Raw genomic sequence first — 23,111 nt, forward strand, 5'->3', positions numbered from 1 at the left:
TAGTCGACCTTGGCATGCAGGCCGGCGTGCTTGTGCGAGGCATCCAGACCGGCCTCGGCGATGTAGCGGAAGGGCGAGCCGTCGGCCAGCTGCTCGGAGCCCGACTTGACGGTGCCGGCACCCCAGAACTGGCTCTCGGCCTGACGCGCCTGGCGGTTCATGCGCGCCTGCTCCAGCAGCTTGGTGATGATCACGTACCAGCTGCCCATGCTCATCACCAGCAGGATCAGCAGCACGGCCTTGGCCACCGCATCGCTCTGCGTCCACAGCGCCTGCAGGCCGTAGGGGTTGTCGACGGCGATCTTCGCCGCCTCGGCGGCCTGCACGGCCACCGTCATACCCAGCAGGGCCGCGGTGACGGCCAGGCGGGCCACGACGGCACACACCGGCTGGCTCATCGCATGAGCCCGTGTACGGAAGATGGATCCCGTCAGGTGCGACGGGATCGACGTCGGGATCGGGCAGGTGTTCAGATGGGTCATGGTCTCACTCCGGGTGTCTGGGGCGCGCCCGGTGCAAGGGGCGGCCCGAGCGGTACGGCCGGGCGGACGGCGGCGGCGATCACGGGTTCACCCGTGGGGCCGGTGCAGCGCCGTCTGCGCTAGCATCTACCGAAAGTTCTTACAGAAAGCGCTTACATTCTGGAAGCCCGAAAGCGCTTACACAGCCCGTGAAAACCCGTGATCCGCAGGCTCGGGGAACAGACACGGGGTACCGCTCCTCACTGCCCCTCCGATGAAGAAGCCCACCATCTACGACGTGGCCAAGGCTGCCGGCGTGTCCATCGCCACGGTCTCTCGCGTGCTCAACGACGATCCGGCGGTCAAGCCGCAGACACGCGACTCGGTGCTGGCGACCATCACCGCCATCGGCTACCGGCCCAACCTGTCGGCGCGCAGCACCGGCAGCGGGCGTTCACGCTGGGTGGCCCTGCTCTACCAGAACCCGGTCATCCACTACATCCACCCGATCCAGCAGGGCGCGGTCGAACGCTGCCGGCAGGACGGTCATCTGCTGTCGGTCCACGCCTGCCAGCACACGGGTGACGCGCTGGTCGACGAGGTGCTGGGCATCGTCGACCAGCTGCAACCACGCGGCCTGGTGCTGACGCTGCCGTTGAGCATCTCCCCCGCGCTGTGCGAGGCCTTGCGCGCCCGCGACACACCCTTCGTGCGCATCGCGCCGCAGGGGCTGGACGATCCGTCGGCGCGCGTCTATTTCGACGAGAACACGGCCGCCGCGGCGATGACGCGCCAGTTGCTGGCCGCCGGCCATCGGCGCATCGGCTTTCTGGCCGGTCTGCCCGAGGGGCATCCGCAACCCGACGAGCGCCGCGCAGGCCACCTGCGCGCGCTCGCTGAAGCCGGCATCCGTCCGAACGCCGGTCTGCTGGCCTGCGGCTCCTTCCATTTCGAGGAGTCGATCGAGCCGCTGCGCACCATGCTCGGCCGTCGCCAGCGCCCGACCGCGGTCTTCTGCGCCAACGACGACATGGCCGCCGCCGCACTGCAGGTGGCGGCCGAGCTGGGCCTGCGGGTGCCGCAGGATCTGTCCGTCGCCGGTTTCGACGATTCCTACGTGGCCCGCATCGTCACACCGCGGCTGACGACGGTGCGCCAGCCGCTGCACGAGATGGGCTGGGAAGCGGTGGACCTGATCCTGAGGGGTCAGGCGCAGCCGGTGATGGGGCAGCAGCGCATCCTGCCGTGGCAGATGGTGGCCGGGCAGTCCACCGCCGACGCGCCCCAGGACACCCGCTGAGCGCTCGCACCGCAGCGGCCGCTCAGCCCTGCGGTGCCTCGCGCAGCATCAGATCCACCAGATGCTCGGCCGCCGGGGTCAGCGGCAGGTCGGCCCGGTGCACCAGCACGATGTCGGGCGCCGGCAGGTCGTCGTCCAGCGGGATCGTGACCAGCGCGCCGGCCGTCAGCTCGAAGCCGGCCCACTGCTGCGGCAGCATGGCCAGCAGATCGGTGCGCGCCAGCGCCACCATCAGCGACAGCGCGCTGCCGGCCTGCAGCACGACATGCGGTGCGGGCAGCCCCTGACGCTCGAACAGCGCGGCCAGATCGTCGTCGGCGCGGTAGTCGACCGAGGTGGTGGCCCAGTCCTGGTCGGCCAGATCGGCCAGACGGCGCGCACCGGCCAGCGGATGGCCCCGCCGCGCCACGACGGTGCGCCGGTTGTGGAAGCGCTCGCGCACGACCAGGCCGCCACCGGGCGCCTGCTGCGGGCTGGCGCCGAGATAGAAGTCCAGCCGGCCCTCGCGCAGGCCGGGTTCGAGGGCCGGCAGCAGGCCTTCGATCAGGCGCAGCCGCACCGCCGGCCAGCGCTGGCGGAAGGCCGGCAAGGCCCGCGGCAGCATGCCCACGTGGGGCATGATGGACAGGCCCGCCACCACCTCGCCGCTGTCCTCGCCATGGGCCTGGCGCAGCGCGTCCTCGGCCCGCTGCAGGTCGCGCATGACCGCCTGGATGCGGCGGTAGAAGGCGGTGCCGGCCGGGGTCAGCGTCATGCCGCGCGCGCTGCGGTCGAACAGCGGATGGCCGAGCTCGTGCTCGAGCGCCCGGATGCTGCGGGTGAGCAGTGGCTGGGCCGCTCCGGCCTGGCGCGCGGCCGCGCGCAGGCCACCGTGTTCGACCACGGCCACCAGATCGCGCAATTGCGACAGCTTCATCGTGTCCTGCCCTGTCCTGCCCTCTGACGCTCGGTGATGACCCAGTGATGGCCCGGGCCACGCCGATGGCGTCCGGGTTGTCCCGATGACTGGAATGTTATCGGTCCGATCATCTTGCGATCTATCCGGTCATCACCGGGGTGGACACACTGCATCTCCATGCGGTGGCGCTCCGGTCCACCGCACCGGCCCCCGAAACGACCGAGCCCGGCCCGATGCAGGCCACGGCCGCCCCGACAGGAGACCTGACCATGACCGACCGCCGACACCTGCTGCGCCGCGCGCTGTCCACCCTTGCCACGCTGGCCGTGCCGGCCGCCACCATCGTGGCACCGGCCCCTGCCGCGGCCCAGGCCTGGCCGGCCAAGCCGGTGCGCCTGATCGTGCCGGCCGCCGCCGGTGCCGCGCCCGACGTGATCGCCCGCCTGCTGGCCGAGCGCCTGGGCGCGGCCTGGGGCCAGTCGCTGATCGTCGACAACCGGCCCGGCGCGGGGGGCATTCCCGGCATGTCGGCACTGGCCCGCTCGGCCAACGACGGCTACACGCTGGGTTTCGTGCCGGCGGCCATGGGCACGATCACGCCGCTGGTCTACCGCAACCCGCAGTTCAACCCCGAGACCGAGCTGACCTCGGTGGCCACCGTGGGCACCAGCCCGCTGGTGCTGGTCACGGCCGCCGGCAGCGGCATCACCTCGCTGACCGATCTGGCCAAGGCGGCCAAGGCCAGGCCGGGCCAGCTGAACTTCGCCGCGCCGCAACCCAACTCGCTGCCCCACCTGGCCGGCGAACTGATGGCCAAGTCCGGCAATCTGGCGCTGTACACCGTGCCCTATCCCGGCCCGCCCCAGGCCGTCAGCGCGGTGCTGGCCGGCGACGTCACGTTGACGGCCGACGGGCTGCCGGGCCTGCTGCCGCACATCCGTGCGGGCCGGCTGAAGGCGCTGGCCGTCACCTCCGGCCAACGGCTGCCGGGCCTGGACATCCCGACCGTGGCCGAGACCTTCCCCGGCTACGAGCTCGTGGGCTGGTTCCAGATCCTGGCGCCCACCGGCACGCCGCAGCCGGTGATCGACAAGGTCAACGCCGAGGTCAACCGCATCCTGGCCACGCCCGAGATCGTCAGCCGCCTGGGCGAGCTGGGCATCTATCCGCGGCGCGACAGCGTGGCCGGCGCCCGCGAGTTCTTCGCCAGCCAGCAGAAGGCGATGCGCCGGCTGGTGGCGGAGCTGGGCGTGCAGGCCCAGTGAGGCACCACGCCCCGGATCGGCCCGCCTGAGCCGCCAGCCGGACCGCCTGCCGGCCCCACCCCGTCCGCTTCCGTTCCCGAACGTCTGCTGACCGACGGCCCCGTCCGCCGGTCACGGCGCAGCCTTGCCCGCGCCATCCACCCAACCTCCATCCACAGGAGCCCCACCATGAGCACTCCCCGCAAGCATGCCCTCGTCACCGGCGGCGCCACCGGCATCGGCCGTGCCGCCGTGCTGGCCCTGGCCCGCGCCGGCTTCGACGTCGCACTCGTCTACGGCAGCTCGGCGGCCGCCGCCCAGGCCACCGCGGCCGATGCCCAGGCCCTCGGCGCCCGCGTGCTGACCTGGTCCTGCGACGTGGCCGACGACGCGGCCGTGCGCCGCACGCTGGCCGAGATCGGCGAGGCCTTCGGCCATCTGGACGCCCTCGTCAACAACGCCGGCACGACGGCCAACTGGACGCCGCGCGATCTGGAGAGCCTGGACATGGCCGAGTGGGACCGCACCTTCGCGGTCAACGTGCGCGGCACCTTCCAGGTCACCCGCGCCGCCGTGCCGTTGCTGAAGAAGTCGCGGGAGGCCGGTGGCGAGCCGGCCATCGTCAACACCGCCAGCATCGTCGGCCTGCGCCCGGGTCCGCAGCCGCTGCCCTACGCCGCCAGCAAGGCCGCCGTCGTCAACCTGACCAAGACCCTGGCCTGGAACCTGGGCCCGCACATCCGTGTGAACGCGGTGGCCCCGGGCTGGATGGAGGGCGACTGGATGGAACGCATGCTGGGCGACAAGTACGACGGCCTGATGGGTGCGCGCGCCAAGGCCACGCCGCTCAAGCGCTGCGTGACGGCCGAGGACGTGGCCGAGGTGATGCTGAACCTGCTGACGGCCAACCGCTTCGTGCACGGCGAGGTGGTGGTGATCGACGGCGGCTTCACCGCCTCGACCTGAGGCGACGCCCGCCCTGCCCCCGGACCCCTAACAGGAGAAACGAACATGCTCGACGGCTTCGTCCCCTTCCCGCCCGAGTTCGCCGAGCGCTACCGCGCGCGCGGCTGGTGGGCCGACCGCACGCTGGCTCAGGAGTTCAGCGCCGCCTTCGTCCGCCACGCGCCACGCACCGCGCTGATCGACGGCGAGCGCCGCTGGACCTATGCCCAGCTCGATGCGGCCAGCACCAACCTGGCGCTCAACCTGCTGGACATCGGCCTGCAGCCGCTGGACCGCGTGCTGCCGGTGTTGCCCAACGTGGCCGAGTTCGTGATCCTGTACTTCGCGCTGCAGAAGATCGGCTGCATCCCGATCGCCGCGCTGGTCACGCACCGCCATGCCGAGCTCAACCAGTTCACCCGCCTGTCGCAGGCCCGCTGCGCGGTCTATCCGGACCAGGTGCGCGAGAGCGGCGGCAGCTTCCGCTTCGGTCCGGTGATCGAGCGGGTGCAGGCCGAGCACGCCTGCCTGCAGCTGCGCATCGTGCTGGGCCAGGCCGGTCCGGGCGAGCACAGCCTGCTGGACCTGATCGAGCGCCCGGCACGCCGCCCGCGCAGCGATCTGGCCACGCTGGCCTTCGGGCCGACCGATCCCTGCATCTTCCAGCTCTCGGGCGGTACGACGGGCATCCCCAAGCTGATCCCGCGCACCCACAACGACTACGCCTACAACTCGAAGGTGGCGTCCGAGGTGGCCGGCGTGGCGCAGGACTCGGTGCTGCTGCTGGTGCTGCCGATCGCGCACAACCTGCCGCTGGCCTGCCCGGGCATCCAGGGCTTCATCCTGAACGGTGCGACGGTGGTGGTGCATGCCAACACGCGGCCTGCGGAGATGGCGGCGCTGATCGCGCGCCATCGGGTCACGCACATCAAGGTGGTGCCGGCGCTGCTGATCCGCCTGATCAACGATCCGGCGGTGCAGCAGGCGGATCTGTCGTCGGTGCGGCAGATCCAGAGCGGCGGCCAGCGCATGCAGCCGGAGGTGCGTCTGCGCACGCGGCAGCTGTTCCGCAATGCCTTCGTGCAGGAGAACTTCGGCATGAGCGAGGGGCTGCTGATGTTCGTGCGCACGGGCGATCCGGAGGTGGTGCAGCTGGAGACCTGCGGCCGCCCGGTGTGCGCGGACGACGAGGTGCGGCTGATCGATGACGAGGGACGTGAGGTGCCGGACGGTGAGGTGGGCGAGCTGGCCTGCCGGGGGCCGTACACGCTGCGGGGCTATTACGCGGTGCCGGAGTACAACGCGCGACAGTTCACGGCGGACGGTTTCTACCGTTCGGGCGATCTGATGCGGCGGCACCCCAGCGGCAACTACATCGTCGAGGGGCGCAAGAAGGATCTGATCAACCGCGGGGGCGAGAAGATCAGCGCGGAGGAGATCGAGAACCTGATCCTGCAGCATCCGGCGGTGCAGAACGTGGCCTGTGTGCCGATGCCCGATGAGGCGATGGGCGAGAAGATGTGCGCGTGGGTGATCCTGCGGGCGGGTCAGGCGCTGTCGCTGCAGGAGCTGGTCGCGTTCCTGATGGGTCAGGAGATCGCGAAATTCAAGCTGCCGGAGCGGCTGGAGGTGGTGGCCGATTTCCCGGTGTCGACCTTCGGCAAGGTGTCGAAGAAGGCGCTGGCGGAGCGGATCGCGGCGATGGTGGAGGCGGAGCGGGCGGCGGCTTCGGCGTCGGCTGCTGCTTCCGCGCCTGCGGTCGCATCGTGATCGGGCGGGAGGGGTTGGGCTCGCTGCGATCTGCGCGTACGACGCGGGGCGCGGCATGCCCTGGTGCTCGTGTCCCCCGTCGGCCTACGGCCTCCTCCTCCTTTACCTCGCCCCAGGGCATGCCACGCCCCACGCCGTCTGCCACCCCATCCGCACGCGAAGAAAGCGCCAGCGACGGCGGTGGGCGGTGGTGGCCGAGCGGCGGATCGGGGTGTCGTGTGCAGCGAAGTCAAGGAGGAGGCGGGCGCAGCCCGCCGGGGGACATGAGCGGAACACGACACCCCGGTCCGCCGCGAACGCTCCGCCGGGCGCCCCTCCCTACCGCCAGACAGCACGCCATCAACGAGCGGACGTGAATTGAACTGAACCCGACACGAGAGCACACACATCATGCGCATCATCGACCTGCACTGCTATCCCGGTACCCAACGCTGGATCGACGCCCAGGGGCCGTATCCGGCTGAACTCGCCCGTTACTGGAAGAAGGACTGGGTCGCCAAGACCGAGGACGAGGTGATCGCCGAGTTCACGCAGTTCAACGTCCAGGCCTGCCTGGTGGCGCTGGATCTGGAGACCACCATCGCCACGCCGCCGTGCGACAACGACCACGTGCACGGCATCTGGAAGCGGCATCCGGACCGGATCATCCAGTGCTGGGGCGCGGTCGAGCCGGCCAAGGGTGAGATCGCGATCCGCCAGGTGCGCCATGCGGTGCGCGAGCTCGGATTCGTGGGTTTCCACTTCCATCCGATCATGCAGCACTTCGCGGTCAACGACACCCGCCACTACCCGCTGTTCGAGGAGATCGCCTCGCTGGGTGCGGCCGTCATGATCGACGTCGGCACCACCGGCATGGGCGCGGGCATGCCCGGCGGCCACGGCGCACGCATCCGCCATGCGCACCCCGGCGCCATCGACGACCTGGCCGCCGATTTCCCGAACCTCAAGATCATCATGGCCCACCCCGGCTGGCCCTGGGTCGAGGAGACCACCGCCGTCGCGCTGCACAAGGGCAACGTCTACTGGGAGATGTCGGGTTGGGCGCCCAAGCACTTCCCCGGCAACCTCAAGGTCGACATCCGCGGACGGCTGCAGGACAAGATCATGTTCGGCAGCGACTACCCCAGCCTGCCCTACGAGCGCATCTTCCGTGAATGGCAGGAGCTGGGCTACAGCGACGCGGTGATGGAGAAGATCATGCACGGCAACGCCGAACGCGTGCTGGGCCTGTGATCGCCACGGTCCATCCCATCGCCACCCACCGGAGCCCCTGATGATGGCGTCCATGCACCCTTCTTCCGCCTGGATCTGCGACGGCATCCGCACCCCGATCGGCCGCTACGGCGGCGCGCTGTCGGGCGTGCGCACCGATGACCTGGCCGCGCTGCCGATCCAGGCCCTGATGGCCCGCCATCCCCGCCTGGACTGGGACGCGCTCGACGAGGTGACGCTGGGCTGCGTCAACCAGGCCGGTGAGGACAACCGCAACGTGGCCCGCATGGCCGCGCTGCTGGCCGGCCTGCCGGTGACGGTGGCGGCCTCGACCGTCAACCGGCTGTGCGGCTCGGGGCTGGACGCGATCGGCAGCGCCGCACGCGCCATCGCCTGCGGCGAGCTGGATCTGGTGCTGGCCGGCGGGGTCGAGAGCATGAGCCGGGCGCCGCTGGTCATGCCCAAGCCGACGGCCGCGTTCTCGCGCCATGCCGAGGTGCATGACTCGACCATCGGCTGGCGCTTCGTCAACCCGCGCATGGATGCGCTGCACGGCACCCACGCGATGGGCGAGACGGCCGAGATCGTCGCCGACGAGCACGGCGTCGCCCGCGCCGACCAGGACGCCTTCGCCTGGCGCAGCCAGCAGCGCGCCGCGGCCGCTCAGGCCGCCGGTTGGCTGGAGGTCGAGATCACGCCGGTGACGGTCGACGGCGGTCGCCGGGGTGAGCGACCGCGCGTGGCGCAGGACGAGCACCCGCGCGCCGGCACCACGCTGGAGGCGCTCGCCGCGCTGCGCCCGGCCTTCCGTGAGGGCGGCAGCGTGACGGCCGGCAACTCGGCCGGCGTCAACGACGGCGCGGCCGCCCTGATGCTGGCCGGCGATGCGGCGCTGAAGCGCCATGGCCTGCAACCGCGCGCCCGCGTGCTGGGCCTGGCGACCGCCGGCGTGGCGCCGCGCGTGATGGGCATCGGCCCCGTCCCGGCGGTGCGCAAGCTGCTGGCACGCACCGGGCTGGCGATCACCGATTTCGACGTCATCGAGCTCAACGAGGCCTTCGCGGCGCAGGCACTGGCCGTGCTGCGCGCGCTCGGACTGCCCGACGATGCGCCTCAGGTCAACGCCCAGGGTGGCGCCATCGCCTACGGCCATCCGCTGGGCATGAGCGGCGCCCGCCTCGTGCTGACCGCGCTGCGCCAGTTGGAGCGCACCGGCGGGCGGCGCGCGCTGTGCACGATGTGCATCGGCGTCGGCCAGGGCATCGCGCTGGCCATCGAGCGGGTCTGAATCCGCACACACCTCCGTACCCACCCCATGAACGACACCGCCCCCCTGCTCGTCGAACGCCACGGCCCGGTGGCCCTGCTGACGCTCAACCGCCCCGAGACCCGCAACGCGCTGTCCGGCGAGGACCTGTTCAGTGCCTTCGAGACCGTGCTGGCCGCGCTCGACGCCGACACCGACGTGCGCGCCGCGGTGCTGACCGGCGCCGGCAGCGCCTTCTGCGCCGGCGGCAACATCGCCGAGATGCGCGACCGTACCGGCATGTTCAGCGGCACGCCCGACGAGATCGCCGCCCGCTACCGCGCCGGCATCCAGCGCATCCCGCGCGCCTTCGCCCGCTGCCGCGTGCCGATGGTGGCGGCGATCAACGGCCCGGCCATCGGCGCGGGCAACGATCTGGCCTGCCTGTGCGACATCCGCATCGCCAGCCCGCAGGCGAAGTTCGCCGAGAGCTTCGTCAAGCTGGGCATCATTCCGGGCGACGGCGGCTGCTGGCTGCTGCCGCGCGTGATCGGCGCCAGCGCCGCCGCCGAGCTGGCGCTGACCGGCGACACCATCGACGCCGAACGCGCGCTGGCCATCGGCCTGGTCAGCCGCGTGGTGGCGGCCGAGGACCTGCTGCCGCAGGCTCTGGCACTGGCCCAGCGCATCGCCGCCAACCCGCCACAGGCGCTGCGCTGGACGCGCCAGCTGCTGTGGCAGGCGCGCAGCGGCACGTTGGACGAGGCGCTGGAGGCCGCGGCCGCACTGCAGGGCCATGCCCACCAGACCGAGGATCACCACGAGGCCCTGGCCGCGTTCTTCGCCAGGCGCGCCCCGGTGTGGACGGGGCGCTGACGCCGTCACCACGCCGCGCGCAGCGCCGATCACCCCCGCCCCCTTCGAGGATCCCCGATGTCGACCGCACCGTTCCCCCATGACGCGCCCACCGCTGCCGAAGCCCCGCTGCTGATCGAGCACCCGGCCCCGGGCGTGCGCCTGCTGCGGCTGCACCGCCCGACGGTGCTCAACGCGCTGAACCTGCGCCTGCGCCACGCGCTGGCCGACGCCTTCCGCGCCGCCGACGCGGACGACGGCGTGCGGGTGGTGGTGCTGGCGGGCAGTGAGCGGGCCTTCTGCGCCGGCGCCGATCTGGGCGAGTACCGCGACGCCACGCCGGCCGAGATCCAGGCCCGCGACATGGGCCGGTTGTGGGACGCGATCGCCGACTGCCGCAAGCCGGTGATCGCCGCCGTGCGCGGCCATGCGCTGGGTGGCGGCTGTGAACTGGCCCTGCATGCCGACCTGATCCTGGCCGGCGACACCGCCCGCTTCGGCCAGCCCGAGGTGTTGATCGGCCTGATGCCGGGCGGCGGCGCCACGCAGCGCCTGCCGCGGGCGATCGGCCCGTATGCGGCGATGCGCCTGCTGCTCGGCGGCCAGCCCGTGCCCGCGGCCGAGGCGCTGAGCCTGGGCCTGGTCAGTGCGGTGCTGCCCGACGCGGCGGTCGAGGACGAGGCCCTGGCCTGGGCCGGCCGCCTGGCCGGCGGCCCGCAGGCCGCCATCCGCGCGATCAAGGATGCGGTGCGCACCGGTGCGCAGATGCCGCTGGCCGCCGGCCTGGCATATGAGCGCCAGCGCTTCGCCGCGCTGTTCGGCACGGCCGACAAGACCGAGGGCATCAGCGCCCGGCTGGACAAGCGCACGCCGCGCTTCGACTGACGCGCCCGAGCTGCACCCTGACGGTGAACCTCAGGTGCCGGACAGCACCGGCGTGCCCTGGTGGAAGACGGCCAGCCAGGGCTGTGCCGGCGGGCCGCAGCGCTGCCACAGCGTGATGCGCTCGGAGCTGCGCCAGGGCTGGATCAGCCGGTAGCTCAGCAGCATCAGGTCGGACGTCAGCGCCTGCAGCTGCCAGTCCTCGCAGCGCCAGTGGGCGTCAGGGGGCACGCCGGGCCGCTGCGCCAGCGCCTGGCGGGCCCAGGCCCGGTCGTAGCGCAGGCCACTGGCGCCGATCTCCCAGAAGCCGTCGGCCACGCAGCGGTCGAAGTCGGCCAGGCTGGCCTGCGGACAGGCGGCGTGGTAGAGCGGCTCCAGCGCGGCCAAGGACTCGCACAGGGACGCACACAAGGGCTGCAGGGTGGTTGGAGCGGGATCACTCATCACGGATCGGCGGGACGGGTGGGGCAGACCGGGGCCATGGTAGGCGAGCCGGGGCCGGCCGGTCTCGCCAGCCTCGCGGCCCTGGCGTCAGCGCAGCGGCTGCAGCGCCGGGCCGTGGTCCGCGGCACCGCGGCCGTCCACGCCGGCCAGCGCACGATCGGCCGCCACGCAGACGGCCCAGCACAGCCAGGCGCTCCACAGCACATGACTGACGAAATGCGCGCCCCGCAGCACCTGGACGAGGCCGGAGACGGCGACGGCCAGCAGCACGCCGATCAGCATCCGACGACCGGTCGCCGGGTGCAGGCCGCGCAGCAGGAAGTACAGCGTGAACCAGGCCGCCGCACTGACGGCATGACCGGACGGGAAGCAGTGGCCGGGGCCGCCATCGCGCAGGCCGAGCTGCCAGTGCGGCACCCAGGCCAGACGGCCCCCCCAGGCCTGCAGATCCCAGGGACAGCTGGTGTGGCTCAAGCGCTTGAGCCCCGGAATCAGCAAGGCCAGCGCCAGGGTCACGCCCCACCAGCCCAGGCGCAGGCGCTGCGGCAGGGCCTGCAGCGCGGCCCACAGGCCGACATCCGCCGCCACCGGGACGGCCAGCGGACGGGCCGCCCGCAGCGCCAGCGGCAGCGCGGCCACCAGCATCGCCAGCGAGACCTGCCGCACGCCGTCGTGCAGTACCACCGACAGCCACCACTGGTCACGCAGGGCGAAGCCCTGGGCGGTGGCGAACAGCGCACTGACGCGCAGGTCCAGCCGCGACAGCTCCCAGGCGCCGATGGCCAGCAGGCTCAGCAGCGTCCGGCGCAGGTCGGCACGACGGCGCGCGATCTGCAGCGCCGGGAGGTCAGGCACGGCACGGGGCACGGCAGGAGCGGTCATCGGGCGGGCATCCGGTACGGGTGCGGGTGCGGGTGCGGGTACAGCCAGGGCTCAGCGCCCGGTGCCGGCGGCCGGGGCACTCGCAAGCCCTGCCGGCCCTGGCGCCGGCCCCGCCGTCGCGTCGCGGCAGCCATGGGTCAGATCCCAGTCCGGCTCATGCAGCGCGGTGCGCACATCCAGCAGACCCAGCACGGTGTGGAACAGGTGGTCGTGGCGCACGTCGCCGATCTGGGCATGGCGGCGCAAGGTCGGCTCCAGGCAGGCCGGCTTCAGGCCGGCGCCCTGCTCGAAGCCGCTGCTGCGCCAGAACACCATCGGCACCTGACGCTGTTCACGAGGGGCCATCGCATAGGGCACGCCATGCAGGTAGAGGTTCATCTCGCCCAGGGATTCGCCGTGGTCGGAGACATAGATCAGCGCGGAATCGACGCGCCCGGCACGCGACTGCAGCTGCCGGATCGCAGCGGCCAGCAGGTGGTCGGTGTAGCGCAGCGCGTTGTCGTAGGCCTTGGTGATCTGGGCGGTACTGCACTGGCGCAGGTCATCGCTGGCGCAAGCCGGCTGCCAGGTCTCGAAGCCGGGCGGATAACGTCGGAAGTAGCTGGGGCCGTGGTTGCCCAGCATGTGCAGCACCCAGATCTGCGTGCCCTGGGCCGCGTCCAGCCGCTGGCCGAGGTCGGCGAACAGGGCCTCGTCCAGGCAGCGGCCACCCTCGCAGGCGGCGGGGAAGTCCTGGGCCGTCACGGTGGTCGCGGGCAGGCCCTCGCACACGCCCTTGCAGCCGCTCTGGTTGTCCCGCCAGTCCACGCCGACGCCGGCGCGCGCCAGCACGTGCAGCAGCGACTGCTGGCCGCGGATGCGGTCCTCGTCGTAGTCACGGCGGCCCACCGGCGCGAACATGCACGGCAACGAGACCTCGGTGTTGGTACCGCAGGACTGCACGGCGCCGAAGTTGATCACCGGCAGCGCGGCCAGCTCGGGCGTGGTCTGGCGGGTGTAGCCGTTGAGGCCCCAGTTGGCCGCCCGCGCGGTCTCACCGACGACCAGGACCAGCACCCGCGGCCGCGGGGCGGTGGCCCACGACGGGCCTGGTCGCGCGTCGAGACCGATGGCTTCACGCGGCCGCGCCGCGCCACGCAGTTGCTGCGCCAGCACCGAGCCGGTCGACCAGACCGCATTGGCCGGCGTGATCTGGTAGCGCAGGCCCTTGTGGTTGCGCATCAGCGAGGACAGGGGCTGGAACACCGCCAGCAGCGCACCGATCAGCACCACCACCACGGCCAGCAGGGCCAGCGCCCGCTGACGCAGCGCCCGCCCCCTGCCCCGGGCGCGCAGCTCGACGCGGCTGAGCAGCAGCAGCGGCAGGCCGGCGAACAGCGCCAGATGGACGAGCAGGGCCGGGCTCAGCAGCTCACGCGCCTCGGCCGTGTCGGTGCGCAGCACGTTGCGCACCATGCCGGGATCCATCAGCACGCCGAACTGGCCGGCGAACCAGCTCGTCGCGGCGGCCACCGGCAGCAGCAGCCACAGCAGCGGCTTGAGGGTACGGCGCGTGGCCAGCAGCAGCAGCAACAGCGCATGCAGCGCGAACACGACGCCGCACAGGCCCACGGCCAGCGGCAGCGTGGCGAGGCCGAAGCCACCGGAGGCGGCCATCGCCGCGCGCAGGAAACCGAGGTTGGCCGAGGCCAGCCAGAACAGCGCGACGATCAGGCACAGGGCCTCGACGGACAGCAGCAGACGGGCCGGGCGGGCGGCGGCGGCAGGGGCAGCGACAGGACGTGCGGAGGGCATCGGCGCGAGCGTACGGACGAAGCTGAAGCCGGTCTGAAGACCGACCGCCGGCCGGAGCGGGCGACGGCCTGCGGGCCGACAGCCCTGACCCCGGCCCTGGCCCCGGCCCGCGGTTCACCCGGGGCGGGACACGGTCGGCGGCCATGTCGGCCCTGACGGGCGACTGGTTGACATCAACAACCATCCAGATCTACATTGTTGATCTTGTCAACCAATACGCACAGATGAAGAACCCTCGGACCCCGACCGCGCGCCGCTGGCGCCGCTACCTGCCGCTGCTGATCGTGCCGCCGGTGATCTGCAGCATCCTCAGCGGCGTGCTGACCTGGCTGGTGGCGCCCGATGCACCGGACTTCGGCGCCCGCTGGGCACGCAACTTCCTGTCCGCCCTGCCCGTGCTGCCGGTGGGCATGATCGTGATGGGCCGGATGAACCGCGTGCTGGCCCCGGTGCTCGGCCCGCGTTCGCCGCTGCTGCTCAAGCTGACGCTGGCGCTGGTGACGGCGCTGGTGATGGAAACGCTGATCGGCGGCATCGTCGTCATCGGACAGCACGGGCTGAGCACCGACCTGCCCGGCCAGGTCGCCCATGCCGCGCTGCGCGCGCTGCCGGTGGGCCTGGGCATCGCCTTGCTGATGGCCTTCGTGATCCGTCCGCGCCTGCAGCGCTGGCAGGAGCGGCTGGCCTGACGATCAGCGCGGCACGGCCCGGGCGCACGTCCGCACGAAATCGGCCAGCGGAGCGCTGATGCCGTCGTCGGCGGTGCCGATGCTGAAGCCGCCGGAATAGTGGTTGTGCTCGGCGACCCAGCGCAGCTGCGGTTGCCAGCCGTGGCGCGAGACCAGGCGGGCATAGAGTTCGGCCCCCTGCACCTGCATCTGCAGCAGGTCCCGCTCGGCCCAGCTGATCCACAGCGGCAGCGGCGCGGCGTCGATGTGGTCGACGATGCTGGCGGCATCCCAGGCGGCGGGTTCGGGGCCGAAGTAGGCCTCGTTGCGCGGGTCGGGCGTCTCGATGCCGAAGGCCTCGCGGGCCAGGCCCTCCAGCCGCGCGTCATAGGGGCCCGAGCACAGCACGGCGCCGGCCGGCGCCCAGTGCGCGGGCTGGAAGCGGCGCATCAGCACCGCGGCGGCCACATGGGCCGCGCCGGCCGACTCACCGGCCAGCACGATGGCCCGCGGATCACCGCCGTGGGCGGCCACCGCGTCCTGCAGCCAGGCCCACAGCCGCACCACGTCCTCCGGCCCCGAAGGCCAGCGGCCGTCCGGCGCCAGCCGGTAGTTGGGCACGACGGTGACGAAGCCCTGGGCCGCGCCCCACCAGCCGATGTTGGCCCGCGCCGCCTTGTCGCCGCGGATGAAGCCGCCGCCGTGCAGCCAGACCAGCACCGGGCGGTCGGCCACCGGTGCGGCCGTGGGGGCGGCCTGCGGCCGGTAGACATCACAGCGGTGCCGCTCATGCGGGCCGTAAGCCTGGTCGGCCAGCCGCTCGACGCCCTCGCGCGGCTGCTGCGCGAGCAAGGGGGCGTACAGGGCCTGCACCTGCGGCAGGTTGAATCCGGTGCCGAGGGCGCGCAGCGCGTCGGCGATGTCGGGGCTCATGCTCATGGACGGTGATGGTGCGGCCCCGCGGGTCCGCCGGCAAGCGGCGGACCTGCAAAGCATCTGTGTACGGAACGCGCCGACCGTCAGGCCGGCGCTGCGGTCGTTCAGGCCGTCGCCAGCTCGATGCGCACGCTGCCGCTGGCCGTGACATCCAGATAACGCCAGGCGCTGGTGTCCAGATCGCTGTCGGCGGCATCGGCATCGCGCAGCGTGGCGATGCGGCCATTGACACGCACGGCGCCCAGGCCGAGCGCACGCGGCACGGCCACCACGCCCTGGCTGCCGGCCGGCACCTCCAGCTGCAGCACCCAGGCCAGGCCACTGGCCGGCGCCCGCAGCCAGCGGGCACCGAAGGCGCCCAGCGGCGTCGGCAACTGGCCGCCGGCCCACTGCAGATCGGCCAGCACCGGCTTGCACAGCCAGCGTGTCCAGCCGGCGGCCGTCGGCCGCAGGCCCATCACATGGCGCGACAGCAGCGCGGTCGGTGCGGCCGACCAGCCATGGGCCAGACTCACGCTGGCCTCCGATGGCACACCGGCATCGGTCATCGATTCCCAGACCGTGCCGCAGGCATGGGTGCTGTCCTCGATCATCATGCGCCAGCCCTTGCGGATCAGCGCCAGCGCCGCCTCACCGCGGCCAGCCCGCAGCAGCGCACCGACCTCGAAGCCGCTGACCATCGGGCTGATCACCGTCGACCAGCCGCTGTCGACCGAGAACGCGCGGTGGCCGTACGTCGTGTCCAGCGCACTGTCCAGCGCATCCAGCACCGTCGGCACACGTGCCGCGTCGATCAGGCCCCACAGCACGGCCAGCGCGTTGACGTCCTGGGCGATGCTGCCGCGCAGGCTGTCACTGATGTCGTAGACGCCGGTGCGGGTGTTGTAGAGCACGGCGTCGAGCGCGGTCTGCACCGCATCCGCCTGGGCCGTCCAGGCCGTGGCCTGGGCCGCCACGCCGCGGGCGGTGGCCAGCGCGGCCGCATCACGCAGGGCCTTCACGTAGACCAGGTTCATCAGGCTGACCGAACCGGCCAGCGGACCGCCGAACTGCGGATGCCAGTCCAGGCCATTGCTGGTGTCCGTCTGCACCAGCCCGTTGCTGCCGACCAGCGTGGCGACCCAGGCCAGCTCACCGGTGACACGGTCCCACAGTTCGGCCGCGAGGCTCAGGTCGCCGGTCTGGCGCCAGTACTCGGCCAGGCCCATGATGGCGTGGGTGGAATAGGACGCTGAATACCAGCGCATCTGAGGTGCCGTGCTGCCGTCCAGCGGCGGGCTGCTGACGGCCGGATCGACCGAGGAGGCGATCTGGCCACCCGTCGTCACATGATCGGTCAGCAGGCGCAAGGTGCCGGCCACATGATCGGCGGCACCGCTGGTGCACCAGAGGGTCGGCGCGGCCGCCACCAGGTCCATCGAGAAGACCTGGCGCTCGCGCTTGGCCCCGTCGGTCATCAGCGCGCGGGGGTTGGTGCCGACGGGGAAACTGCGGCGCACCTCGTCGGCCGCGGCCAGACCCAGCGTCGAGGTGTAGAGCACGCTGCCGTCGCCCGCCGTCACGCTCAGATCCCGCACCAGGGCCGAGCAGCCGCTGCGGTTGAAGAAGCCCATGCTGCCCGGCGGCAGGAAGCCGATGGCGGCCACCGCCACGCTGGCCACCGCCTGCCCGTCGATCTCGACGTCCACCGTGCTGGCGCCCACCACCGTGCGCACCCCCACCGTCGCGCCGACCGCCAGCGGGGCCGGCAGGGCCACGCGCTGCAGCGTGCGGGCACCGCCGATGAAGATGCTGCCGGTCTCGATCAGCAGCGTGTCCGGATGGTCGGCATCATCGGCCGCGCACAGCGTGAAGCTCAGCCGCGTCAGCTTCGAGCCGCGCACCACCCAGCCGATGCCGCCGCGCCTGACCGTCACGGTGAAGCGCATCTCGCCCGTGGTCCAGGCGCTGCCGCCCTGATGCAGCGCCAGGCCGGAGGGGCCGATGTCGGCGCCGCCCGCCTCCAGCAGCCAGGGCATGGGCTGGCTGCCGGCGGCCATCTCGTTGAGCGCGCTGGTGTAGGCGCCGGCCGTCCAGATCCGCTGCAGCAGCGCATCGCTGCAGCGGAACCAGCCGGTGGCCGCGGGGTTGGCGGGTGCGGCCACCGTCACCGCCTCGCAGCCCACCGCGCGCAGCGTGACGCTGCCGCTGCCCTCGACCGACAGTCGCAGCCAGCGCTGGCCGCCCTGCAGTACGCGGCCGCGCATCACGCCGGTGGCCTCGACCGGCCAGCGCGTGCGGCGATCCGGCTCGCTGGCGATGGAGAAGACCAGCGTCGCGTCCCCGGTCTCGGCCCAGGCCGACGATTCGCTGAAGGCCTGCACGATCACCGGCTGACCGGTGTAGCTGACCACCTCCAGCACCGGCAGACCGCCGACCACGCGGCCGAAGTCCAGCAGCACGTGGCCGGGGCCGGACTCGGCCACGCTCAGCGTGCAGCTGCCGTCGGTCAGCAGGCCGTCCGCGCCGGAGACGGCACCGCCGCTGCCGGCCACGGCGGTCGGCCGGAGGGTGCCGGTGGCCGGCAGCCAGTCGCGTCCGCCGTCCAGGCCGGCCGGCCAGGACCAGGCGTCGGCCGACGATCCATCGTCACCACCACCACAGCCGCCCAGGCCGAGGCCGGCCGCCAGCGCCACGCCGGTCTTGAGCCAGTGGCGGCGCGCCGCATCGGTGGGTGTCGAGGCACTGACGGCGAAGGCGCCGTCGGCCGCGGAGGTCGGAGTGGTCGTGAGGGTCATGGTGCAGCCGGTGACGGCGTGGGCCGCATCGGACAGGCGGCGCAACAGCGCATCGGCGCCGGGCAGGACAGGCATCTGAAGTCTCCTCAAGGGTGATGCAAGGGACTCGCATCGGGAATGCGAGGGCGACGCCTCGGGCATCGCGTCGGGTGGCACGGGCTCGCGTGCCGGCCCCTCATTCGGGCAGGACGCCGATCTCGCGCGCCAGCGCGGTCCAGCGCTGGCGCTCGGTCTGCAGCACGGCCGCGGTCTGCGCCAGATCCAGGCCCGGCTCGACCAACGGACCGATGGCGGCGATGCGGGTGGCCAGCTCCGCGTCGCCCTGCAGCGCCTGCACGTCGCGGTTGACGCGCTCGATGACGGCCGTCGGGCTGCCGGCCGGCGCCACCAGCGCGAACCAGCCGACCATCTCCAGCCCCGGCCAGCGCTCGGCCAGCGTGGACACCGACTCCCAGCCCGCGACGCGGCGGCCGGCGGTGGTGGCCAGCACCCGCAGCCGGCCCTGTCGGGCGAGCGCGGCGGTGGCGGCCAGATCGGCCACCATCGCATCGACATGGCCGCCCATCAGGTCCTGCGTGCCGACGCCGACGCTGGCATAGGGCACCAGGTTGGCGTTCATGCCACTGCGGGCGTTCAGCAGGCGGGCGATCATGCCGCTGAACGTGCGCGGCCCCTCGTTGCCGAGGGCCAGCGCACCGCCCCGGGCCTTGGCGCGGGCGATCAGCTCATCGAGCGTGCGCACCGGCGAATCGCCGGCCACCAGCACCGCGAACGGGCTGCGGGCGACGAAGGCCACCGGCGTGAAATCGCGCTGCGGGTCATAGGGCAGGCTCTTGAACAGCAGCGGGTTGGTGACCAGCGCCGCCGTGGTGGCGAAGTAGAAGCCGTGGCCATCCGGTGCCAGCCGCGCCGCGGCCTGGGCGCCGATGGTGTTCTGGCCACCGGGCTTGTTGTCGACGACCACGGCCTGGCCCCAGTGGCGGGCCAGGCGCTCGGTCAGCAGCCGGGCGACATTGTCCGGGCCCGAGCCCGGCGGCTGCGACAGGATCCAGGTGACGGGGCGTTGGGGCCAGCCGGCCGGAGCGGATGCCGTGGCGGCACGGGCCGACCCGTTGGACAGGGTGGACAGGGCGGGCAGCAAGGCACAGCCCGGCAGGGCCTGCAGCAGATGACGACGACGCATGGTGTCTCCTCGTTCGTCGGGTCAGGGAAGGACGGATCGCCCGGGCACGGACGCTGCCGGCCGGCTGGAGCCGGTCTCTGGGCAGACATCCGCATCGGCGCCCGGGCGCGGGGCGGTGTGACGCGGGGCGCGTCCGGCAGGCACCCGGGGCACCCGCCGTCAGGATCAGGCCGCGGGCTCAGGCCGCCGGCACGCCGCCGCGCCGCCAGGCGGCGATCAGGCGCTCGATGCCGGCGGCATCGGCCGCACTGCCCAGCGTGTAGTGGTCGGGCCGCAGCAGCGCCGCCCGGGCGCCGTGGCGGGCCAGCCAGGCGGCGACCACGCCCTCGGCCTCGGGCTCGCGCGCGAGGTCGATGTGGCACAGGCCGGCCGGCACGTCGACGGGCAGGCTGCCGTCACTGACCAGGCGCCAGCCGCTGCCGTGGCGCGCGTCCATCCAGGCCTCGGGCCGGGTCGCGGTCGCCTGCAGCCGCGGTTGCGGAAACAGCGTGCCCGCGCCGGCCGAGCCATCGCACAGGCCGCCGGTCAGCGGCGGCAGCACGTCCTGGCGCGGCTGTGGCCGCACCGGGCCGCCGGCCTCGGCCAGCAGGCGCGCGTCGCGGGCCCGGGCCCGTTCGACATCGCGCTCGCAGATCACCGCACCGACCGCCTTGATGCGCGTGGTCAGCTCGCGCACATGGGCCTTGCGCTCGGCGCCATAGCTGTCGAGCAGCGCATCGGCCGCTGCACCCTGCACCGTGCCCCTCAGGACGGCGTCCAGCTTCCAGGCCAGGTTGGCCACGTCGCGCACGCCCTGGCACATGCCCTGGCCCAGGAAGGGCGGCTGCATGTGGGCCGCGTCGCCGGCCAGGAAGACGCGGCCGGCGCGCCACTGCGCGGCCACCAGCGCATGGAAACGATAGGACGACTGGCGCCACAGCGTGCCGTCCTCCGGCCCCATCCAGCGCTGCAGCAGCGCCCACGTACCCTCGGGTGTGGCGGCCTGGCGCGGATCCTCGCCGGGCTTGAGGCTGATCTCCCAGCGCCGGTGGTGGCCCGGGCCGATGACGAAGGTGCAGGGCCGCTCCGGTTCGCAGTACTGCACGCTGGTGGCCGGCAGGCGGGCCAGGCCACGTTCGTTGACCAGGGCATCGACGACCAGCCAGGGCTCGTCGAAGTCCAGATCCTCCAGGCTCAGGCCCAGCAGCGCGCGCAGGCCCGAGCTGCCGCCATCGGCGGCGATCGCCCAGCGAGCGCGCACCGGCCGGCCATCGACGGTCAGCGTCACGCCAGGCCCGCCGGGGGCCTCGTCGCCGTGCTGCTCGACGGCCGTGCACTCGACGCCGAGCGCCACCGTCACGTTGGCCATCTGCGCGATGCGCTGGCGCAGGAGGCGTTCGACCGGCGGCTGGGTGAAGACGATGGACGGCACATGGCCTTGCGGCCAGGGCTTGTCCAGCATCGTCATGCGGCGGATCACCTGGCCATCGACACCGTGGTAGACGCTGTCGGTGAAGGGCTCGCAGTGTGCGGCCACCGCATCGGCGATGCCCAGGCCCTGGAACACGCGCAGGATCTCGTGGTCGAGCGCGATCGCGCGCGGGATCTCGTGGACGTCGGTCAGCCGGTCACAGACGTGGACGCGGTGGCCGGCCTGCCCCAGCAGCGCGGCCGCCACCGCGCCCGCCGGCCCGTAGCCGACGATGGCGACGTCGTAGTCGGGTTGCGCGGCGGCCGGCATCAGGCCTCCGCCACGATCGGGTTGCGCAGCAGGCCGACGCGCTCGATCTCGATCTCGACCACGTCGCCCGGCTTCATCCATACCGGCGGCGTGCGCGCCTGGCCGACCCCGGCCGGCGTGCCCATGATGATGGCGTCGCCCGGCTCCAGCGTCATGCACTGCGACAGCAGCGCGATGGTCTCGGCCACGCCCCAGATCATGTCGGTGGTGTCGGCGTCCTGCATCACCTGGCCGTTCAGGCGCGACTGGATGCGCAGGCCGGTGGCCCCGGGCGGCAGTTCGTCGGCCGTCACCAGCAACGGGCCGAAGGCGCCGGTGGCATCGAAGTTCTTGCCGATCGTCCACTGCGGCGTGCGCTTCTGGTAGTCGCGCACCGACATGTCGTTGAAGCAGCTGTAGCCGGCCACGTACTGCAGCGCATCGGCCTCGGCCGTGTGGCGCGGCACGGTGCGGCCGATGACCACCGCCAGCTCGGCCTCGTAGTCGAAGCGGGTGGAGACCTTGGGGCAGACGCCGGCCTGGCCGTGGCCGATCAGCGAGCTCTTGCCGCGGTAGAAGAACCACGGGTACTCGGGCTTCTCGCGGCCGCCTTCCTTGGCATGGTCGAAGTAGTTCAGGCCCAGGCAGATGGTCTTGCCCGGCTCGGGCAGCAGCGGCGCATGCTGCGCCGTGGCCAGCGCGTGGCGCGGGGCATCGGCGTTCTCGAGCGCGCGGCGGGCCAGCGCGCCCAGATCGGCGCCCTGGGCCAGCGCGGTGCGCAGGTCCGACGGCGCGCCGGGCACGGCCTCCGCCAGATCGACGATCTCGTCGCCGCTGATGACGCCCAGACGGGCCTCGCCCTGATCGATGAAGGTGGTGTAGCGCATGAAGATGGTCCGTTCAGATGACGGGTTGTGTGAGGTGATCGGAATTTCCGCTGGATCGCTCTTTCGAGCGGCGCTCAGACCCGCAGCGCGCCGATGTCGTCCTGGAAGACGACCGCACGCTGGGCGGCCTTGAGCGCGGCACTCGGCGGCGCCGACAGCCCCCACTGGTCGACACGACCGGGCGGCCAGGTCCAGTCGGCGGGGCCGCCGGGCACGTAGCTGTCGTCGATCTGCTCGACCTCGGCCGTGTACTCGATGACGATGCCGAAGGGATCGACGAAGTAGTTGAAGGCGTTGTCGCCGGGGCCGTGGCGGCCCGGCCCCCACTGCGGCGGCAGGCCGGCATCCTTCATGCGACCACCGCCGCGCATCACCGCATCGAGCGTCGGCATGACGAAGGCGATGTGGTTGAGGGCGGCGTTGTCGGCATCGCCGAGCGCCAGCGTGTGGTGGTCGCGGTCGCAGTTCATGAAGGCCATGATCCGGGTGCGGTCGGCCAGCACGAAGCCCAGCACCGGCTCCAGGAAGGCGCGCGCGGCGTCGACCGAGGGCGCGTTCAGCACCGCGTGGGCCAGGCGTTGGGGCTGGTCGGGCGGCGGCGGCACGTCGGCCGGGCGACGGGCGTCGCCGTGCACCACCTCGTAGCGCCGGCCATCGGCATCGCGCAGCAGCACGCGCTGGCCGCCGGCCGGATCCGCCGCCGGGCCGGCCGTGGCCTCGACCCGACCACCGGCGGCCACGGCCGCCTGCGCCACATGGGCCAGCGCCTGCGCGCTGCGCGCGCGCAGCGTGACCTTCAGGATGCGCGGCACACCGGGCGCCTGGTGCAGGGCCAGCAGATGGTGGTCGGCACCGCTGCCGCGCAGCCAGACCACGCCGTCGGCACGGTCGGCCACGGTCAGCTGCCAGGTGCCGGTGTAGAAGGCCTCGGCCGCGGCCAGGTCGGGCACGGTGAGCGCGACGCTGCGCAGGGCTTCGATCCACGGGGATTTCATCGTGGTGGGGCTCCGGAAGGTGTCGAACAACGA

At 72.6% G+C, this 23,111-nt stretch carries 19 protein-coding genes and 1 pseudogene; 9 read left to right on the plus strand and 11 right to left on the minus strand.

Features of this window, described 5'->3' with window-relative positions; genetic code table 11:
• A pseudogene (locus tag AACH11_RS11310) lies at nucleotides 1-482 on the minus strand (hypothetical protein); the annotation flags it as partial.
• Between the two features lie 253 nt (nucleotides 483-735).
• Here AACH11_RS11310 and AACH11_RS11315 point away from each other — a divergent pair.
• Nucleotides 736-1,761 (plus strand): LacI family DNA-binding transcriptional regulator, encoded by a 1,026-nt coding sequence (locus AACH11_RS11315; protein WP_341374335.1) that lies wholly within the window; start codon nucleotides 736-738, stop codon nucleotides 1,759-1,761.
• Nucleotides 1,762-1,783: 22 nt separating this feature from the next.
• Here AACH11_RS11315 and AACH11_RS11320 read toward each other — a convergent pair whose 3' ends face one another.
• On the minus strand, nucleotides 1,784-2,677 hold the full coding sequence (locus AACH11_RS11320) for a LysR substrate-binding domain-containing protein (protein WP_341374336.1): 894 nt from the start codon (nucleotides 2,675-2,677) through the stop codon (nucleotides 1,784-1,786).
• Between the two features lie 251 nt (nucleotides 2,678-2,928).
• Here AACH11_RS11320 and AACH11_RS11325 point away from each other — a divergent pair, with 251 nt between their 5' ends.
• From AACH11_RS11325 to AACH11_RS11355, 7 genes are all read left to right on the plus strand, one after another.
• On the plus strand, nucleotides 2,929-3,924 hold the full coding sequence (locus tag AACH11_RS11325) for a Bug family tripartite tricarboxylate transporter substrate binding protein (protein WP_341374337.1): 996 nt from the start codon (nucleotides 2,929-2,931) through the stop codon (nucleotides 3,922-3,924).
• A gap of 168 nt (nucleotides 3,925-4,092) precedes the next feature.
• Nucleotides 4,093-4,869, plus strand: coding sequence for an SDR family NAD(P)-dependent oxidoreductase (locus tag AACH11_RS11330; RefSeq protein ID WP_341374338.1), 777 nt, complete (start codon nucleotides 4,093-4,095; stop codon nucleotides 4,867-4,869).
• Nucleotides 4,870-4,914: 45 nt separating this feature from the next.
• On the plus strand, nucleotides 4,915-6,618 hold the full coding sequence (locus AACH11_RS11335; protein ID WP_341374339.1) for a (2,3-dihydroxybenzoyl)adenylate synthase: 1,704 nt from the start codon (nucleotides 4,915-4,917) through the stop codon (nucleotides 6,616-6,618).
• 390 nt (nucleotides 6,619-7,008) lie between these two features.
• On the plus strand, nucleotides 7,009-7,851 hold the full coding sequence (locus AACH11_RS11340; protein WP_341374340.1) for an amidohydrolase family protein: 843 nt from the start codon (nucleotides 7,009-7,011) through the stop codon (nucleotides 7,849-7,851).
• Nucleotides 7,852-7,903: 52 nt separating this feature from the next.
• Complete coding sequence (gene pcaF, locus AACH11_RS11345) at nucleotides 7,904-9,118, plus strand: 3-oxoadipyl-CoA thiolase (RefSeq protein ID WP_341374341.1); 1,215 nt, start codon at nucleotides 7,904-7,906, stop codon at nucleotides 9,116-9,118.
• 27 nt (nucleotides 9,119-9,145) lie between these two features.
• A complete protein-coding gene (locus AACH11_RS11350; protein ID WP_341374342.1) occupies nucleotides 9,146-9,952 on the plus strand; it encodes a crotonase/enoyl-CoA hydratase family protein in 807 nt (268 codons plus the stop codon).
• Nucleotides 9,953-10,009: 57 nt separating this feature from the next.
• Entirely contained in the window at nucleotides 10,010-10,816 is an 807-nt protein-coding gene (locus AACH11_RS11355) for an enoyl-CoA hydratase-related protein (RefSeq protein ID WP_341374343.1), read from the plus strand.
• Nucleotides 10,817-10,846: 30 nt separating this feature from the next.
• Here the strand turns inward: AACH11_RS11355 and AACH11_RS11360 are convergent, their stop codons facing one another.
• The 3 genes from AACH11_RS11360 to AACH11_RS11370 all read right to left on the minus strand — a co-directional run bounded on the left by AACH11_RS11360 (nucleotide 10,847) and on the right by AACH11_RS11370 (nucleotide 13,933).
• Complete coding sequence (locus tag AACH11_RS11360; RefSeq protein ID WP_341374344.1) at nucleotides 10,847-11,257, minus strand: DUF4440 domain-containing protein; 411 nt, start codon at nucleotides 11,255-11,257, stop codon at nucleotides 10,847-10,849.
• An 87-nt stretch (nucleotides 11,258-11,344) separates the two neighbouring features.
• Nucleotides 11,345-12,139 carry a phosphatase PAP2 family protein gene (locus AACH11_RS11365; protein WP_341374345.1) on the minus strand — a complete coding sequence of 265 codons (795 nt, stop codon included), beginning with the start codon at nucleotides 12,137-12,139 and terminating at the stop codon, nucleotides 11,345-11,347.
• Between the two features lie 51 nt (nucleotides 12,140-12,190).
• Entirely contained in the window at nucleotides 12,191-13,933 is a 1,743-nt protein-coding gene (locus AACH11_RS11370) for a phosphoethanolamine transferase (protein WP_341374346.1), read from the minus strand.
• Nucleotides 13,934-14,157: 224 nt separating this feature from the next.
• On the opposite strand from AACH11_RS11370, the gene AACH11_RS11375 reads away from it, so the two are divergent.
• Nucleotides 14,158-14,622, plus strand: a complete 465-nt coding sequence (locus tag AACH11_RS11375; protein WP_341374347.1) for a hypothetical protein — start codon at nucleotides 14,158-14,160, stop codon at nucleotides 14,620-14,622.
• A 3-nt stretch (nucleotides 14,623-14,625) separates the two neighbouring features.
• Here AACH11_RS11375 and AACH11_RS11380 read toward each other — a convergent pair whose 3' ends face one another.
• The 6 genes from AACH11_RS11380 to AACH11_RS11405 all read right to left on the minus strand — a co-directional run bounded on the left by AACH11_RS11380 (nucleotide 14,626) and on the right by AACH11_RS11405 (nucleotide 23,078).
• Entirely contained in the window at nucleotides 14,626-15,540 is a 915-nt protein-coding gene (locus AACH11_RS11380; RefSeq protein WP_341374348.1) for an alpha/beta hydrolase, read from the minus strand.
• 101 nt (nucleotides 15,541-15,641) lie between these two features.
• Nucleotides 15,642-18,389, minus strand: coding sequence for an alpha-L-rhamnosidase-related protein (locus AACH11_RS11385; RefSeq protein WP_341374349.1), 2,748 nt, complete (start codon nucleotides 18,387-18,389; stop codon nucleotides 15,642-15,644).
• 100 nt (nucleotides 18,390-18,489) lie between these two features.
• Nucleotides 18,490-19,497, minus strand: a complete 1,008-nt coding sequence (locus AACH11_RS11390) for a Bug family tripartite tricarboxylate transporter substrate binding protein (protein WP_341374350.1) — start codon at nucleotides 19,495-19,497, stop codon at nucleotides 18,490-18,492.
• Nucleotides 19,498-19,675: 178 nt separating this feature from the next.
• The gene (locus tag AACH11_RS11395; RefSeq protein WP_341374351.1) at nucleotides 19,676-21,217 is read right to left on the minus strand and encodes a bifunctional 3-(3-hydroxy-phenyl)propionate/3-hydroxycinnamic acid hydroxylase; all 1,542 of its coding nucleotides are present in this window, start codon (nucleotides 21,215-21,217) and stop codon (nucleotides 19,676-19,678) included.
• Nucleotides 21,217-22,083 carry a fumarylacetoacetate hydrolase family protein gene (locus tag AACH11_RS11400; protein ID WP_341374352.1) on the minus strand — a complete coding sequence of 289 codons (867 nt, stop codon included), beginning with the start codon at nucleotides 22,081-22,083 and terminating at the stop codon, nucleotides 21,217-21,219. Before AACH11_RS11400 ends, AACH11_RS11395 begins: the two co-directional genes overlap by 1 nt.
• A gap of 74 nt (nucleotides 22,084-22,157) precedes the next feature.
• Nucleotides 22,158-23,078, minus strand: a complete 921-nt coding sequence (locus tag AACH11_RS11405) for a VOC family protein (RefSeq protein WP_341374353.1) — start codon at nucleotides 23,076-23,078, stop codon at nucleotides 22,158-22,160.
• Nucleotides 23,079-23,111 lie beyond the last annotated feature (33 nt).

Source organism: Pseudaquabacterium rugosum (genome assembly GCF_038066575.1).
Taxonomy (GTDB): Bacteria; Pseudomonadota; Gammaproteobacteria; order Burkholderiales; family Burkholderiaceae_C; genus Pseudaquabacterium; species Pseudaquabacterium rugosum.